This is a genomic window from Desulfobacula sp., assembly GCF_030145145.1.
In the GTDB taxonomy this organism is placed as follows: domain Bacteria; phylum Desulfobacterota; class Desulfobacteria; order Desulfobacterales; family Desulfobacteraceae; genus Desulfobacula.
Genome location: NZ_JAQYWD010000035.1, coordinates 26,900 through 40,737, shown reverse-complemented (window position 1 = coordinate 40,737; position 13,838 = coordinate 26,900). Strand labels below are relative to the sequence as shown.

General features: G+C 43.0%; 12 protein-coding genes. 6 read left to right on the top strand and 6 right to left on the bottom strand.

The window, feature by feature from the left end:
• Positions 1 to 63: 63 nt before the first annotated feature.
• A complete protein-coding gene (locus Q1Q15_RS18785; RefSeq protein WP_300463456.1) occupies positions 64 to 903 on the bottom strand; it encodes an aminotransferase class IV in 840 nt (279 codons plus the stop codon).
• A 421-nt stretch (positions 904 to 1,324) separates the two neighbouring features.
• Here Q1Q15_RS18785 and Q1Q15_RS18780 point away from each other — a divergent pair, with 421 nt between their 5' ends.
• From Q1Q15_RS18780 to Q1Q15_RS18760, 5 genes are all read left to right on the top strand, one after another.
• On the top strand, positions 1,325 to 2,074 hold the full coding sequence (locus Q1Q15_RS18780; RefSeq protein WP_300463454.1) for an EI24 domain-containing protein: 750 nt from the start codon (positions 1,325 to 1,327) through the stop codon (positions 2,072 to 2,074).
• 127 nt (positions 2,075 to 2,201) lie between these two features.
• Positions 2,202 to 2,582, top strand: a complete 381-nt coding sequence (locus tag Q1Q15_RS18775; protein ID WP_300463451.1) for a cereblon family protein — start codon at positions 2,202 to 2,204, stop codon at positions 2,580 to 2,582.
• 295 nt (positions 2,583 to 2,877) lie between these two features.
• On the top strand, positions 2,878 to 3,087 hold the full coding sequence (locus Q1Q15_RS18770) for a hypothetical protein (protein WP_300463448.1): 210 nt from the start codon (positions 2,878 to 2,880) through the stop codon (positions 3,085 to 3,087).
• 112 nt (positions 3,088 to 3,199) lie between these two features.
• Positions 3,200 to 4,204: an NAD-dependent epimerase gene (locus tag Q1Q15_RS18765; protein ID WP_300463445.1), complete on the top strand. Its 1,005-nt coding sequence runs from the start codon at positions 3,200 to 3,202 to the stop codon at positions 4,202 to 4,204.
• A 209-nt stretch (positions 4,205 to 4,413) separates the two neighbouring features.
• Positions 4,414 to 5,703, top strand: a complete 1,290-nt coding sequence (locus tag Q1Q15_RS18760; RefSeq protein ID WP_300463443.1) for a nucleotide sugar dehydrogenase — start codon at positions 4,414 to 4,416, stop codon at positions 5,701 to 5,703.
• A gap of 109 nt (positions 5,704 to 5,812) precedes the next feature.
• On the opposite strand, the gene Q1Q15_RS18755 is transcribed toward Q1Q15_RS18760, so the two are convergent.
• The 4 genes from Q1Q15_RS18755 to pepN form a co-directional block, all read right to left on the bottom strand.
• Complete coding sequence (locus Q1Q15_RS18755) at positions 5,813 to 6,058, bottom strand: hypothetical protein (protein WP_300463440.1); 246 nt, start codon at positions 6,056 to 6,058, stop codon at positions 5,813 to 5,815.
• The gene (locus tag Q1Q15_RS18750; protein ID WP_300463437.1) at positions 6,059 to 6,298 is read right to left on the bottom strand and encodes a CopG family ribbon-helix-helix protein; all 240 of its coding nucleotides are present in this window, start codon (positions 6,296 to 6,298) and stop codon (positions 6,059 to 6,061) included.
• Positions 6,299 to 6,382: 84 nt separating this feature from the next.
• Positions 6,383 to 6,628 (bottom strand): helix-turn-helix transcriptional regulator, encoded by a 246-nt coding sequence (locus tag Q1Q15_RS18745; protein WP_300463434.1) that lies wholly within the window; start codon positions 6,626 to 6,628, stop codon positions 6,383 to 6,385.
• A gap of 125 nt (positions 6,629 to 6,753) precedes the next feature.
• Complete coding sequence (pepN, locus tag Q1Q15_RS18740) at positions 6,754 to 9,366, bottom strand: aminopeptidase N (protein WP_300463431.1); 2,613 nt, start codon at positions 9,364 to 9,366, stop codon at positions 6,754 to 6,756.
• Positions 9,367 to 9,829: 463 nt separating this feature from the next.
• On the opposite strand from pepN, the gene Q1Q15_RS18735 reads away from it, so the two are divergent.
• Positions 9,830 to 10,645 (top strand): PEP-CTERM sorting domain-containing protein, encoded by an 816-nt coding sequence (locus Q1Q15_RS18735; protein WP_300463428.1) that lies wholly within the window; start codon positions 9,830 to 9,832, stop codon positions 10,643 to 10,645.
• A gap of 303 nt (positions 10,646 to 10,948) precedes the next feature.
• Here Q1Q15_RS18735 and Q1Q15_RS18730 read toward each other — a convergent pair whose 3' ends face one another.
• Positions 10,949 to 13,306 (bottom strand): tetratricopeptide repeat protein, encoded by a 2,358-nt coding sequence (locus tag Q1Q15_RS18730; protein ID WP_300463425.1) that lies wholly within the window; start codon positions 13,304 to 13,306, stop codon positions 10,949 to 10,951.
• Between the last annotated feature and the right edge of the window lie 532 nt (positions 13,307 to 13,838).

The following is a 13,838-nucleotide window of genomic DNA, read 5'->3' as shown; positions in this document are numbered from 1 at the left end:
TAACGCAAGCCTGAACCATTGTCTGGCGACTACTGCGTTTTATAATGAGAATTGCTGGTCTGATTATGAGTTGATAAATGCAAGGGTATGCTGTTCCAGTTCCGTCATGAGCCGGGTCGTATTGACCCCGGGTGTGCCCGTTCCAATGCGGGCGGCATCAATTTGAACCACCGGTACAATGCCTTTGTTCGTGCCGGTGATAAAGACTTCGCTGGCCGTTAACAAGCGTTCCAATGGGATGGCTTTTTCTTCTGTCTTGTACAGGGGTTTGGCAAGGGACAGGATGGCCTGCCGGGTGATGCCTTTGAGAACCCCCTCCCCGGGGGTGACCAGGGTCTGCCCGAAAAAGGCAAACAGATTGCTGGTGGTGCCTTCCAAAGCTTCTTTGTTTCGATTGATGTATAAGGCCTCGATGGCCCCTTGTTCTTTTGCCTGTTTTAAGGCCATGGCAGCCGGTATATAGGAGATGACCTTGGCTCCCGGCAGCGGTCTTTCCAGGGGGTGGGTGATGACCTTGACGCCCTTTGTATACCAGGTATCGGGCAGTGCGGTCATGTCGGTGACGAGGACAATCAGCCGGGGGTTGCCCTGGGGATAAAAAAAGTCGGAACTGGGTCCACCGGTGATGATAATCCTGATATTTGCTTCATCAACGTCCGTGTTTCGATGGAGTGTTTCCAGCACAATGTTTTTGATCTCCCGGGTCTGCCAGGGTAAAGACAGACCGATTTCACTTGCCGAGTTTTCCAGCCGTTTGATGTGATCATTTAAAAAAAAGGGTTTCCCCCTGTAAGTGCGCATGATATCACAGACGCCGTATCCCCTCAAAAGGGCAAGATCATTTACCGGTATCACAGCCTGATCAGCGGGAACAAATTTGCCATCCACATAATATATTTTCATGACTACTGACTCCTTGACGTTGAAAATTTGAAGGTTCTATAGTACACTTGTAAAGATTTCACAAGAAAGATCAAGGGAAAGCAGCAATTTTCATTATGATTATAGCTATAACGGGGTCAGGCTTGTGTTATTGGAGGCTGAATCTTTTATCAGGCTCCATGCTTTTGCCCAAAGCCTGAATAATTAAGGATAGAAGCCGACAAAAGTGTCAATAACTCAACTTTCGGACTTTAGCTTTAATGTAAGGGGTCAGGCTTTTTTTATTGTGCTTTTTATCATTATTTTATGACCAGACGGGTAAAAAGCGCCATAAAGAAAGCCTGACCCCATATATAAATGACCAACCCCGAAAGTTGAGTCAATAACGCAAGCCTGACCCATTTTTTATAATGAGGAATTGATAGAGGATGAAGAGCGTAAAATGAGCATATATGAGGGATTAAAATATAATATCAAAGGGGTAATACTCGCCTTTAAAACACCGAAACTGCTGATGCTGGGGATATTGCGGTTTATTGTCGTCTTGTTTTTGACCCTTTTGTTATCCGGTCTGGTGTTATACTGGCACGCAGACATTTTGAACCTGATCTGGCGAATGCCGGATCAGGGTTGGCTGATCGTTCTATGGAAAGTGGTTTCCTGGATTCTGTCCATCGTCCTGGCGGCCATTTCCATGGTGCTGGCGTACTTGATCGCACAAGTATTGTTTTGTGTGTTTATCATGGATTATATGTCCAGGATTACAGAAACCCTTGTCCGGGGAACGGAAGCGCATTTTGAACCCGGTTCATGGGTGGGGTTTTTCGTGCATTTGATCAAACAGGAAATCCCCAGGGCAATCCTGCCGGTGTTGATTTCTCTCATCATCATGCTGTTGGGTTTGTTGACCCCGGTCAGTCCTGTGATCATATTTATCTCCTCTATTGTGGCGGTCATGTTTCTGGCATGGGACAATACAGACCTGATACCGGCCAGGCGCATGGTCCCCTTTAAAACCCGGCTGGGGTTTTTAAAGAAGAATCTATGGTTTCATGTGGGATTTGGTCTTTTGTTTCTTGTCCCCGGGTTGAATATGGTATTTTTATCGTTTGCCCCGGTGGGGGCAACCCTTTATTACCTTGATAAAGAACCCCTGGCGGGCATGACCAAACAAGAATGGGGGAAAAAGTGACCGCAAAGAATTTCAATGGACGGGGTCAGGCTTTTTTTATTGTGCTTTTTATCATTATTTTTTGACCAGACGGGTAAAAAGCGCCATAAGGAAAGCCTGACCCCATGTAAAAATTAAAGGCATGGATATGGAAGTGATCTGTAAACAATCGCCGCTCAGGGGTGCCCGGGACCAGGACCAGCCCCAGACCGTGCTGCGGGAAGAGGCGGTCATCCTGTGTGCCGATTGCCGTCATCCCATCACCGACCCTTCAAAACAAATCCTCGTCAATGATGCATTTCGTCATATTTTTGCCAATCTTCATGGCTATGTGTTTGAGATTGGGTGTTTTTCAAATGCCAGGGGATGCCGGTCCAGTTCCATACCCTCGCCTGAATTTTCATGGTTCCCGGGGTTTTCCTGGCAAATTGGTACCTGTCAGTATTGCTCAACCCATTTGGGGTGGATTTTTTCGTCAGACATCAAACAATTTTATGGCCTGATCCTTGAAAAGTTGATTTTTCCTTAAAAAATATTTTGACAATTTTTGTATATTTTATATACTATAGAATATATGCACACTGAGGTTGAAACAAGCTTTATCCTGTGATGTCCTTATCCACTGCATCCTGGCGATTTTAAAGTTACCTCCTCAACTTTCGGACTTTAGCTTTAATGGACGGGGGTCAGGCTTTTTTTATGGTGCTTTTTATAATTATTTCATAAACAGACGGGTGAAAAGTGCCATAAAGAAAGCCTGACCCCATGGAAAAATTGCCAACTCCGAAAGTTGAGTTACCCCTTAACTTTTAAAGGAGGATATAATGGTTCATGCAAAAAGTGTTCATGCAAAACGCTCTCCGGTCGATCGCAGATCACCGGTTGACAGGCGTATACTGGATATGGGACCCGGATACCCCGGTCAAGAAAAAAGGAAAAAACCCAAAAGCCGCAGAAAAGGCTGGGAAGACCGATATGGGTGGGAAAGAATCAGCAAGTGGAGCAGTTCCCCTATTTATTCTGATTTACCATAATGATAGTCGTGGCTTGATAATTTCATTGTTTTTTCTATATTACCTGTGTTAAACACATCAGCATATTTCACTCATTTTTGAAACCAGAATATCCATCAGGTAAGGAAATATTATGAAAATTCTTGTAACCGGTGCGGCAGGGTTTATCGGCTTTAATCTGAGTAGGCGCCTGCTCAAAGACGGGCATACCGTTTATGGTATTGATAATTTAAATGATTATTATGATGTGAATCTTAAAAAAAACAGGTTGGCGATCATTGAACGAGAACCTGATTTTAATTTTATTCTCGGCGATATTGCGGACCGTGACACCATCAAAGAGCTGTTTGAAACCGTGGCATTTGACGGCGTTGTCAACCTTGCCGCCCAGGCAGGCGTCCGGTACAGTATTGAAAACCCGGCATCCTATATTGACAGCAACCTGGTCGGTTTCGGCAATATCCTGGAAGGGTGCCGGCATTCCAAGGTCAAACATCTGGTGTACGCTTCCAGCAGTTCCGTATACGGACTGAATACCCATATGCCGTTTTCCGTCCGGCATAACGTGGACCATCCCATCAGCCTGTATGCTGCATCCAAAAAGGCCAATGAATTAATGGCCCATACGTACAGCTATTTGTACAATCTTCCCACAACCGGCCTGCGATTCTTTACGGTTTACGGTCCCTGGGGAAGACCGGATATGGCCCTTTTTCTCTTTACCAAAGCCATTTTAAACAATGACCCCATTAACGTCTTTAATAATGGGGACATGCAACGGGACTTCACCTATATTGATGATATTGTGGAGGGCGTTGTCAGGGTATTGAACACGGTTCCCAAGGCAGATCCCGACTGGACGTCCGACACCCCCAACCCTTCAAGCAGTTGTGTCCCCTATAAATTGTACAATATCGGAAATAATCAACCCATCGCCCTGATGTCATTCGTTGAAGCCATTGAAAAGGCCATTGGGAAAAAAGCGGTTAAGAAATATTTGCCATTACAGGCAGGCGATGTCCCGGCAACCTATGCCGATGTCAATGACCTGATCAAGGATACCGGGTTTAAACCCTCGACCCCTGTGGATGAGGGCATACAAAATTTTATTAAATGGTATAGAGAATATTATCAATAACTGCCATGGGATGAAAGTATTGAGTATTGAGTGGTGAGTATTGAGGGAAGTAAAATTGTAAGGGGTCAGGCTTGTGTTATTGTGCTTTTGATAACAGACTGTAAATAACAAAGCTATTCAACAAAAGCGTCAATAACGCAAGCCTGACCCCATGTAAAATAACCCCATATGGAAAATCGAGTCAATAACCAAAGCGGAGAAAAGGTTCCATGGATCAAAACAAAAAAATCGCAGTCATTGGACTGGGCTATGTTGGATTACCCCTGGCGGTTCATTTTGGCACAAAATTTCACACCACCGGCCTTGACCTGAAAGCGCGTATTATTGAAAACTGCAAAAAGTTTATAGATCCCACGGGGGAAGTGTCAACCCAAGAGTTTGAAAACGCCCCCTTTTTTTTCCCCACATCTGATCCCGCCGGTATTGCCGATGCCGATTATATCATCGTGGCCGTCCCCACCCCCATTGATGCGGCCCGGCGGCCGGATTTGACGTACATGGAAAGTTCCTCCGCAACAGCGGGGCGCTACATGAAAAAAGGGGCCATCGTTATTTTTGAATCCACGGTCTATCCCGGTGTGACGGAAGAGGTATGTGTCCCGATCCTGGAAAAAGAATCCGGGTACAAATGGAAAACAGATTTTCATGTGGGGTACTCGCCGGAACGGATCAATCCGGGAGACAAGGAACATACCCTGCCAAAAATTGTAAAAGTGGTGTCAGGAGATGATGAAGATACCTGTGACCGCGTGGCAGCGCTGTATGAAACGATTATTGAGGCAGGGGTCCACAGAACCCAAACCATCAAAGAAGCCGAAGCCGCCAAGGTCATCGAAAATACGCAGCGGGATTTGAATATCGCGTTAATGAATGAACTGGCCCTGATTTTTGATCGCTTCGGTATTGATACAAAAAATGTATTGGAAGCGGCCGGATCCAAATGGAATTTTCTTCCGTTTAAGCCCGGACTTGTGGGCGGTCACTGTATCGGGGTTGATCCCTACTATTTGACCTTTAAGGCAGAATCCGAAGGCTACCATCCCCAAATCATTCTGGCCGGTCGAAGAATCAATGACAATATGGGGCGGTTTGTGGTTGAAAAAACCATTAAAATGATGATCAACCAGGGATTGCATATAAAGGATTCAAAAGTTGGGATTCTGGGGCTTACGTTTAAAGAGGACTGTCCGGACCTGAGAAATACCCGGGTGGTGGATATTATTGAAGAGCTTCATTCCTATGGCACCCATGTCCTGGTGCATGATGCCATTGCCGATCCCAAAGAGGCACAGGCCTACTATAATGTAGATTTATGCCAGTGGGATGATCTCAAAGATCTTTCAGCCCTTATCCTGGCTGTACCCCATAAGGCATATCTGGAAACGAGCCTTCCAGGAATCAAAGACATGCTGCTTCCAAATGGCTGCCTGATTGATGTTAAATCCGTGTTTGATTCAAAAGAAGTAAAAGAACTGGGTATCAATTTCTGGCGACTATAAATGTTTAAGAGGGGTCAGGCTTGTGTTATTGTACTTTTGATCACAGTCCGAATATCTGGTTCAGAAGCCCGCAAAAGTGTCAATAACGCAAGCCTGACCCCGTCCTCCATTACAACCCTTCTTTAAAAGAATCCTCCACATGTGGTAAGCGAATTTCTTCAAGTGTTGGGAAATCATTTGCCCAACTGCCAGATAAATTAACAATATCTTGCGTCCACTCTGCAGAAATTTTTTCTTTAATGATACCCGCAAGCCATTTGCTTACCGACAAATGGCTTGCTTTAGCAGCGCTTTTTATTTTTTTTTCTATTTCATTGTCAAGATAGATGGTACCTGTCCCATTTGTATACCTCACTCAACACGCCTCTACGCCCCATTTTTCGAATCTGGCAGCCACTTCATCATCGGTTGCTATCTTACCTTGTTCTATTTCTTCCAGGCCGTCTTTGACTTCTTGAACAAACCATTCTTCATAGCTAATAAACCTTTCGATAGCCTGATTGATCACCCAGGACCTTGAGCGGCTCAACGTATTTGCCAAACAATCAATACGCCCCAGCATATCATCATCAATACGAATAGTCGTTGCTTTCATAAAACACCTCTTTCTATTGTATTCTATAAGAATACAATAGAATACAAAAAAATCAAATCATTGGTGGATGAATAATATATGGCCTTACTCCATGAGCTGTTCAAGCGTGATTCCCATGGCATCGGCCAGTTTTTTAAGTGTGCCTTTTCGCGGGTTGGCAGTGGATTTTTCCAGGCGGGCCAGGGCGGGTTGTTTTATGCCTGCTCGGGTTGCCAGTTCATCCTGGGTCAATCCAAAATGCTCCCTCCATGCCTTGGGGAGGCTGTCACCTCTTACATTTGCCTTTACTACGTCATTGGGAAACCAGATGTCGGATTCATCAGGTTCCACTTTGAAAGACAGCGTCTTGATATTGTTTTGGAATTTTTTTCATTTGTTTACGGGCTCTATTATGCCATTCAATGGTTTTCATGATTGTATTATAACATTTTATAACACTATTTCAATAATAAATCTTATGCAAGTGCCCGGGAAACAATTTCATACACATTTTTAGAAAGCGTTGGAACCGCAAGTATCCGTTCCAGCTCGCTTTTCATCAAGGATTTCCGAATATCATCATATTTTTTCATGTGATTAAAGCAGGAGGATAATCGGGCTGCCACCTGGTGATTGATGGTATCCAGGGCAATAATCTGATCCGCAACGAACCGATACCCGTCTCCTTCTATTTGATGAAAATTGACATGGTTTTGCAGGGCAAACATATAAATCAAGGATCTCACCTTATTGGGATTTTTCATTGAAAAATCCGGATGACGGATCAGGGATTTTACCACGGTCAATGTATCTGAAAGCGTCGATCCTGCCTGAACCGCAAACCACTTGTCCAGAACAAGCTTGTCTGTTTGCCATTTAGCATAAAATGTTTCAACAGCGGTTTGTTTTACATCCGGATCAATTTCACAAAGAATGTTAAACGCTGCAATTTCATCGGTCATGTTTTGAGCGGTTTTATAATGGCTTAACACCAGATCTGTTGTATCCGTCTCTTTTAAGCTGCCCAGAAAGGATAGGGACAAATTTTTCAGGCTTCTATTGGCCATGGCCTCATGGGACAGGCTCAATGGATCTGATGTGGCGCAACGGTCCATCACCTCGATAAACGGCTGCTTTAACTGTCCGGCAATTTCCTGTTTTAAAAACACCCTGGCCGCATGGATGGCAGGAACATCAATCGGGTTAAAATGATTTTTAATTTCCGTTTCCAGGGGCAGCGACAGTGTCTTTGCCAGAAGGGCAGGATCTGTGCGGTGATCCAATAGGGCTTTTTTAAAGGCCGTAATCAGGTGTGAAGAAACTGACAGTTCTTTACCAGCCCCAATGGCAGCAATGATCTGTTTGAGCTCTTTGATAAACAAGGTTTGGGCGGCATCCCACCGGTTAAAGTCATCCGTATCATGGGCCATGAGAAAGGCAAGTTCTGCATCTGAAAAATCCGTTTCAATCTTCACCGGGGCAGAGAACTGCCTGAACAAAGAGGGGAGGCTGTTTTCAGGGATATTATCAAATGTAAATGTTTCTTTATCGGATTTCAGCTCCAGCAGGTGCTTGCCTTCCGGGGTGATATCCTGTCCTGTTTTATCCAGAATGGCAAAATTAACTGGAATATGCAGGGGCTTTTTTTTTGACTGATTTCTGTCCGGTGAGGTAATTTGTTCAAAGCAGATGGTCAATTGCTTTAGCGCCGGGTCATAACTTCGCTTCACCGTTATAGTGGGGGTACCGGATTGACGGTACCAAAGTTTGAACTGTGTGAGATCCAGGCCGGAAGCCTCTTCCATCACAGCAGCAAAATCTTCTATGGTGACGGCCATCCCGTCAAATTTTTCAAAGTACCGGTCAATGCCACGCCTGAATTTTTTTTCTCCCAGCAGTTGATGCATCATCCGGACCAGTTCGGCCCCTTTTTGATACACGGTGGTGGTATAAAAATTATCCATTTTGATATACGACTCAGGCCTGACCGGATGGGACATGGGCCCGGCATCCTCCGGGAACTGTGACCCTCGCAGGTCCCGGACACATGAAATCCGTTTTACCCCCCGGGAATTTAAGTCTGATGAAAATTCCTGGTCCCGGAACACGGTGAGGCCTTCTTTTAAGCTCAATTGAAACCAGTTTTTAAGGGTGACCCGGTTCCCGGTCCAGTTGTGAAAATATTCATGGCCGATGACCCCTTGAATGTTCATAAAATCTTCATCCGTTGCTGTCTGGGGGTTGGCCAGAACATATTTTGAGTTGAAAATATTCAACCCCTTATTTTCCATGGCCCCGGCATTAAAATCATTGATGGCCACAATCTGGTACAGATCCAGATCATATTCAAGGCCGAAGCGCTGTTCATCCCAGCGCATGGCCTGCTTGAGGGATGCCATGGCATGGCCGCACTTATCAATGTTTTCGTGTTCGGAATAAATTTTAAGATCAACGATTCTGCCGGACCGGGTGGTAAATTGATCGTGAATATGGTCAAGGTCGCCTGCAATCAGGGCAAAAAGATAACTGGGTTTTTTGAACGGGTCCTCCCACCGGACATAATGCCGGTTGTTGTCCAGATCTCCATGATCCACCCGATTGCCGTTGGACAGCAAAACCGGATAAATTGTTTTATCCGCAATAATGGTGCAGGAATACACTGCCATCACATCGGGCCGGTCAGGAAAGGGAGTGATCTTCCTGAACCCCTGGGGTTCACACTGAGTACAAAAGATATTTCCGGATTGATACAATCCTTCAAGACTGGTGTTTTCCCGGGGGGTTAAGATTGAAGTGAGTTCCAACGTAAAGACATCCGGGGTTTTGGCAAGTTTGAAATAATCGTCTCCTACCTCGTATTCTCCCGGTAACAAAATCATGCCATTGGCAATAACTGAAGAAATCTCAAAATCACCTTTATCAAAAATAAGAGGGGTGGTTTTATCGGCAATATCAACATTTTTATGAATGTTTAAAATAGAAGTGATCGCTGTCTGGTCGTCTTTAATCTCAACGGTTAGCTCAATGCGATCAACTATAAACGGGGCGGGTTTATAATCGTTTAAATAGATTGTCTTTGGCTTTTCCATAGTGGAACCATAAAGCCATAAACTAAAGTTGTCAATTCTTGATTTATAGAGATTTGATTATATTTGATGTGCAGTAAAAGCGATTAGGAATTTAATCGTATATTTTATGTAATTTTTTTCATAAAATAATGAATTTTTTTCACAATTTTTTGTTTTTAGGGTTTTGCATAATCACTATAAATCTTGTAAAGACCAATTTATTATTCTTTTTTACACAAAAAAAGTCGATTGATGGCGTATCAATTTATATAGGGCATCGGGCAGAAAATAAAAATATAGCTTTGAAGTAAGGCTGTTATTGCCCCGTAGCCCTTAACAACTATTTTTATCAGTATACATCGTTAACGCATAAAGTTTTCAGACAGTATAGTATATATGTTTCGTTTACTGAGAGCGGTATGGCTTTTGCAATATTCAAAATCAAATTACTTTTCAAATGGTTGTTCATTTATGATTTGGAGGAATGATGAAAAAAATTTTTGCATTTGTACTGGCGGTAATTATGTTTTTGGCTTTTAATGGTATTGTGTTTGCTGCTGTTTATGAGTACAAGCCTTACTACTATGATGGTACTTATAATAGCTATGATTTGAATGATTTAGATCATTACGCTGCTTATACTTGGAGAATTGATTTGACTGATCCGAATGAGAGTTCAGATGGGACTGCTCTTGATATTTATAATGAAACAATTGTGAGTGCTACCTTGTACTTCGATTCTATATATGATAACAGCGGCGATACCACGGATATTTTACATGTTAACCTTTTAGCTAACACAGAAGCCTCCCTTCTCCCTAATCCATCTGGTGATACGAACGTTACTAGAGTTTATGATAATTCAAATTATAGCAATTATTTTAATATCAATTACGATTCTACCCTCACTGAAGAATTGTTTTCATTTACCGGGATGGGTGGCACTGCAAGAGATATTACACTTAGTCTTATTAATACGGCTTATAATGGTGACATAGAGGACAGGTCTCCTTGGTTGGAAGAAGATAGCGATCAATCAGATGGAGCCCAATTAATAATGCCTGCCAACGGCCTCAATCATTTGATCAACTATGCACAAAGTGGAATTTTTGGACTTGGCTTTGATCCGGACTGTCATTTTGAAAATCGTGGTATTAAATTAACATTGACGACCACAACCAACCCGGGTGGTACAGGTACTAATGCCGTCCCCGAACCGGCAACATTGATGCTGTTTGGCGTAGGACTTCTTTGCTTTGCTTCCAGAATGAGAAAGAAAACTCCCAAGTATAAAAATTAATATGACTCATTCTTTCTATTCGTTATAACTAAGGCGGGTTAAGAAAAATTTATTTCTTAACCCGCCTCGGTTTTTTTTGTTTGTAGTTTTTAATTTCGACCATTTTAGAACTCGCACAAAGACACAACGCCATCGATAGTATTACAGGCTTTGTGTCTTCGTGGTCTTTGTGCGAGCACACTATTTTTCTTTATCCAATAGTGGCCCAAGATAGAACCAGCCCTTTTTTAAATTGCCGGAACGATTATATTCACACGATAACTTTGACTTTCCTTTATCATTTTAAAAATAACGAGAACAAATCTATTCCCCTAAAACATCCCGTGCTTTATCCGCATCCTTAAATTCAGGATCAAGTTCCAGGGCCTTTGCCATGTGCTGTCTGGCCGCTTCATATTTCTGGGTATCATAATAAGCCCACCCCAAATGGTAATGGGTTAGGGCATTATCCGGGTTTATATCAATACTGTTCTCTAATTCCCGTAACGCCAGGTCATTGTTGCCCTGAAGGTAATAAATCCACCCCAGGGTATCCAGGTAATCGGGATTCTTCGAATCTTTGTCCCGGGCAATTTTGGCCAGCCGCAACGCCTCATACAGGGAGGATTTGGATTCAGCCAGCATAAAGGCCAGGTTATTGGCGGCCGGAGCAAAATCATCCTTAATTGCCAGGGCATCCTTTAAATATTTTTGGGCTTTTTTCAGGTCTCCCTGGTTTTTGTAAATACGGCTCAGGCTCAAATAAGTGGGAAGATAATCCGGATTCAATTGTAATAATTTTTCATAGTTTTCAATTGCCTGGGGAATATCTTTTTGATGCTCATAAATACTGCCAAGTTCTTCATAGGGGGCTGAAAGCGTTGGTACCCGTTCAATGGCTTTTTCAAAAAGCTCTCTTGCAGCTTCTATCTGCCCTGTAGTCATAAATACTTTTCCCTGGATGAGGTCAATGATGGCAAGAGATGGCGCTGTTGGTGTGAAATTTTGTCGATGTTTCTCGCATACGTCCAGGGCATTCGCAACATCCTTTTCCTGCATATAAAGGCTGACCTTATAGTTTAAAGCATCCATCTGATTGGGATTGATTTCAAGGGCCTTATCAAAAGCATCCAATGCCGCCTTATTTTTTTTCATGCCATGACGGGCAAGCCCCAGGGAGACATAACCTGAAGCAAAATCAGGATGTCGGTCAAGGATGGCCAGATAGATTTTCTCAGCACCGGCAAGGTCATCTTCCAAAAGTTTTAATCGTCCTGCAAGGATCAATGCCTGTAATTTTTGCGGCTCCTTTTGAAGGACAGTTGCAATATGATGACGGGCTAATTTAATATCTTTATCTTGAAGATAGCTGTCAATTAGTAAAAGCCGGGCATTGATAAACCCGGGATCAATTTCCACTGCCCGTACCAGTTCATCTTTTGCCAATTTTTGTTCCCAGGATTCCGCCGTCATATAACCGGCAGCCACCCTGAAAAGATCCTGGCCGGGAAGATCTGACTGCCCTTTGTCCAAAAGGCAACGCGCCTTAAAATATCTGGCCCTGGCATGATTGGGAGCTTGGCCAATGACAATTTCAAAATATTTCAACGCAGCAGGAAAGTCTTTTTTGTTAAAATACAAGCGTCCTTTAAGGAAATTAGCCTGTTCGTGCTGGTCATTTTTGTCCAGAATAGCATCCACAGCTGACTCGGTTTCCTTGTATTTTTTTTGTACAAAAAACAGAGTGGCAATAGAGGCTTGGACATCCAGATTTTTTTTATCTAAGGCCAAGGCCCGCATAAAGATTTCCAACGCTTGATCATTTTTTTTCTGTCGGCCATAAAAAGAGGCCAGATTAACAAGGGCATTGGGATCTTCAGGCGCATTGATCGAGGCTTCAAGATATGTTCTTTCGGCCTGCTCAATCCGACCCTGGCTTTCCTGAAAACGGGCAAGATCCTGGCTTTTCTGTACCTGATCCCCTGGAACCTTTACCCACTGGTTTATCAGGGGTTCTATTTTGTCTATGTCACCTTTTCTTTTGTAAAGAAGTGCCAGTTCCATGTAAGGGGCTCGAAGTGTTTTATCCAGTTCAATGGTTTTAAGGTAGTAAGGCTCCGCTTCATCCAGCCGGTTCGTGGTATAAAGCAAATGGGCCAGGAAAAGGGTGGTCCTTGGGTCTGAAGGTGCCATGGCAATAGCTTTTTTCAGGGTTTTTAAGGCCAGGGGCAGATTTCTTTCCTGGATCTGGATGCTTGACAAAAGGTGCATGGCTTCAACGTTGTCCGGGTGTTTCTGCAGAATTTTATTCACGGCATCCCTTGCCTGTTTTGTTTCTTTTGCCAGTAATAGAATTTGCCCCAGGCGCAGTTGTGCCTTTAAATTATCCGGATTCACGGCAATTGCCTGGGAAAAAGCTGTAGCAGCTTTAACAGGATCCTGAAGATGAACATAGGTTTCTCCTAAATCAAAATGAGCTGCGTCATTTTTTGGATCCAACTGAATCGCATTTTGGAATTCTATTTTGGCCTTTTCAAATTCGTTTGCTGCAAAATATTTTTTAGCGCTTTCCAAATGACTGATGGTGTCATCATGGGGAGTGGAACAGGAAAAAATTAGAAAGAAAAGATAACAAAAAGGTATAAGAAACAAAGGGTTTGATGTGAGGCATTTATTTTTCATATAGTATCCATTATAATTTATTTGTTAAATTTGATATCAACGACCTGTCGTTAATTTTTTCCAGTGGTTATCCAAATAGTGAATTTTTTAACATATAAAAATATTCGAAGCAAATACTAAACTGACGGGGCAGCAATTCTAAATATGAAACATCAAGCCTGACCCGTTCAAGAAAATGCCAAAATTAGAATTGCTGTGACGGGGTTAAATTAAATGTCACTGTTGAGTCGGGTAAGGTTCTTTTTTTTGTCAAAAGCCTAACAAAAATTGTATGATAAAAGGGGAATCGCGGAGTACAAAAGGGTACGACAGTCTTTTTTCCTTTGTAAATTCAGCAAGTGAGAGTATGGCATGAAATGTGCTTTACTAAAGCTATTCGCGGCAATGGTCGACCTATTGTAGATAACACTTATGGTCTTATGGGCTCGGAGAACATTGTAATTAAGCCATTTATTGGGGTTTGGTATTGACAAATTCATTATATTGTTAAAAGATGGCAGCTCAGATTTCACTGAAGCATAAATAATAAATT

Coding starts and splice junctions, on each gene's coding strand:
- Q1Q15_RS18785 (WP_300463456.1), bottom strand. CDS start 903: ATGAAAATATATTATGTGGATGGCAAATTTGTTCCCGCTGATCAGGCT.
- Q1Q15_RS18780 (WP_300463454.1), top strand. CDS start 1,325: ATGAGCATATATGAGGGATTAAAATATAATATCAAAGGGGTAATACTC.
- Q1Q15_RS18775 (WP_300463451.1), top strand. CDS start 2,202: ATGGAAGTGATCTGTAAACAATCGCCGCTCAGGGGTGCCCGGGACCAG.
- Q1Q15_RS18770 (WP_300463448.1), top strand. CDS start 2,878: ATGGTTCATGCAAAAAGTGTTCATGCAAAACGCTCTCCGGTCGATCGC.
- Q1Q15_RS18765 (WP_300463445.1), top strand. CDS start 3,200: ATGAAAATTCTTGTAACCGGTGCGGCAGGGTTTATCGGCTTTAATCTG.
- Q1Q15_RS18760 (WP_300463443.1), top strand. CDS start 4,414: ATGGATCAAAACAAAAAAATCGCAGTCATTGGACTGGGCTATGTTGGA.
- Q1Q15_RS18750 (WP_300463437.1), bottom strand. CDS start 6,298: ATGAAAGCAACGACTATTCGTATTGATGATGATATGCTGGGGCGTATT.
- pepN (WP_300463431.1), bottom strand. CDS start 9,366: ATGGAAAAGCCAAAGACAATCTATTTAAACGATTATAAACCCGCCCCG.
- Q1Q15_RS18735 (WP_300463428.1), top strand. CDS start 9,830: ATGATGAAAAAAATTTTTGCATTTGTACTGGCGGTAATTATGTTTTTG.
- Q1Q15_RS18730 (WP_300463425.1), bottom strand. CDS start 13,306: ATGAAAAATAAATGCCTCACATCAAACCCTTTGTTTCTTATACCTTTT.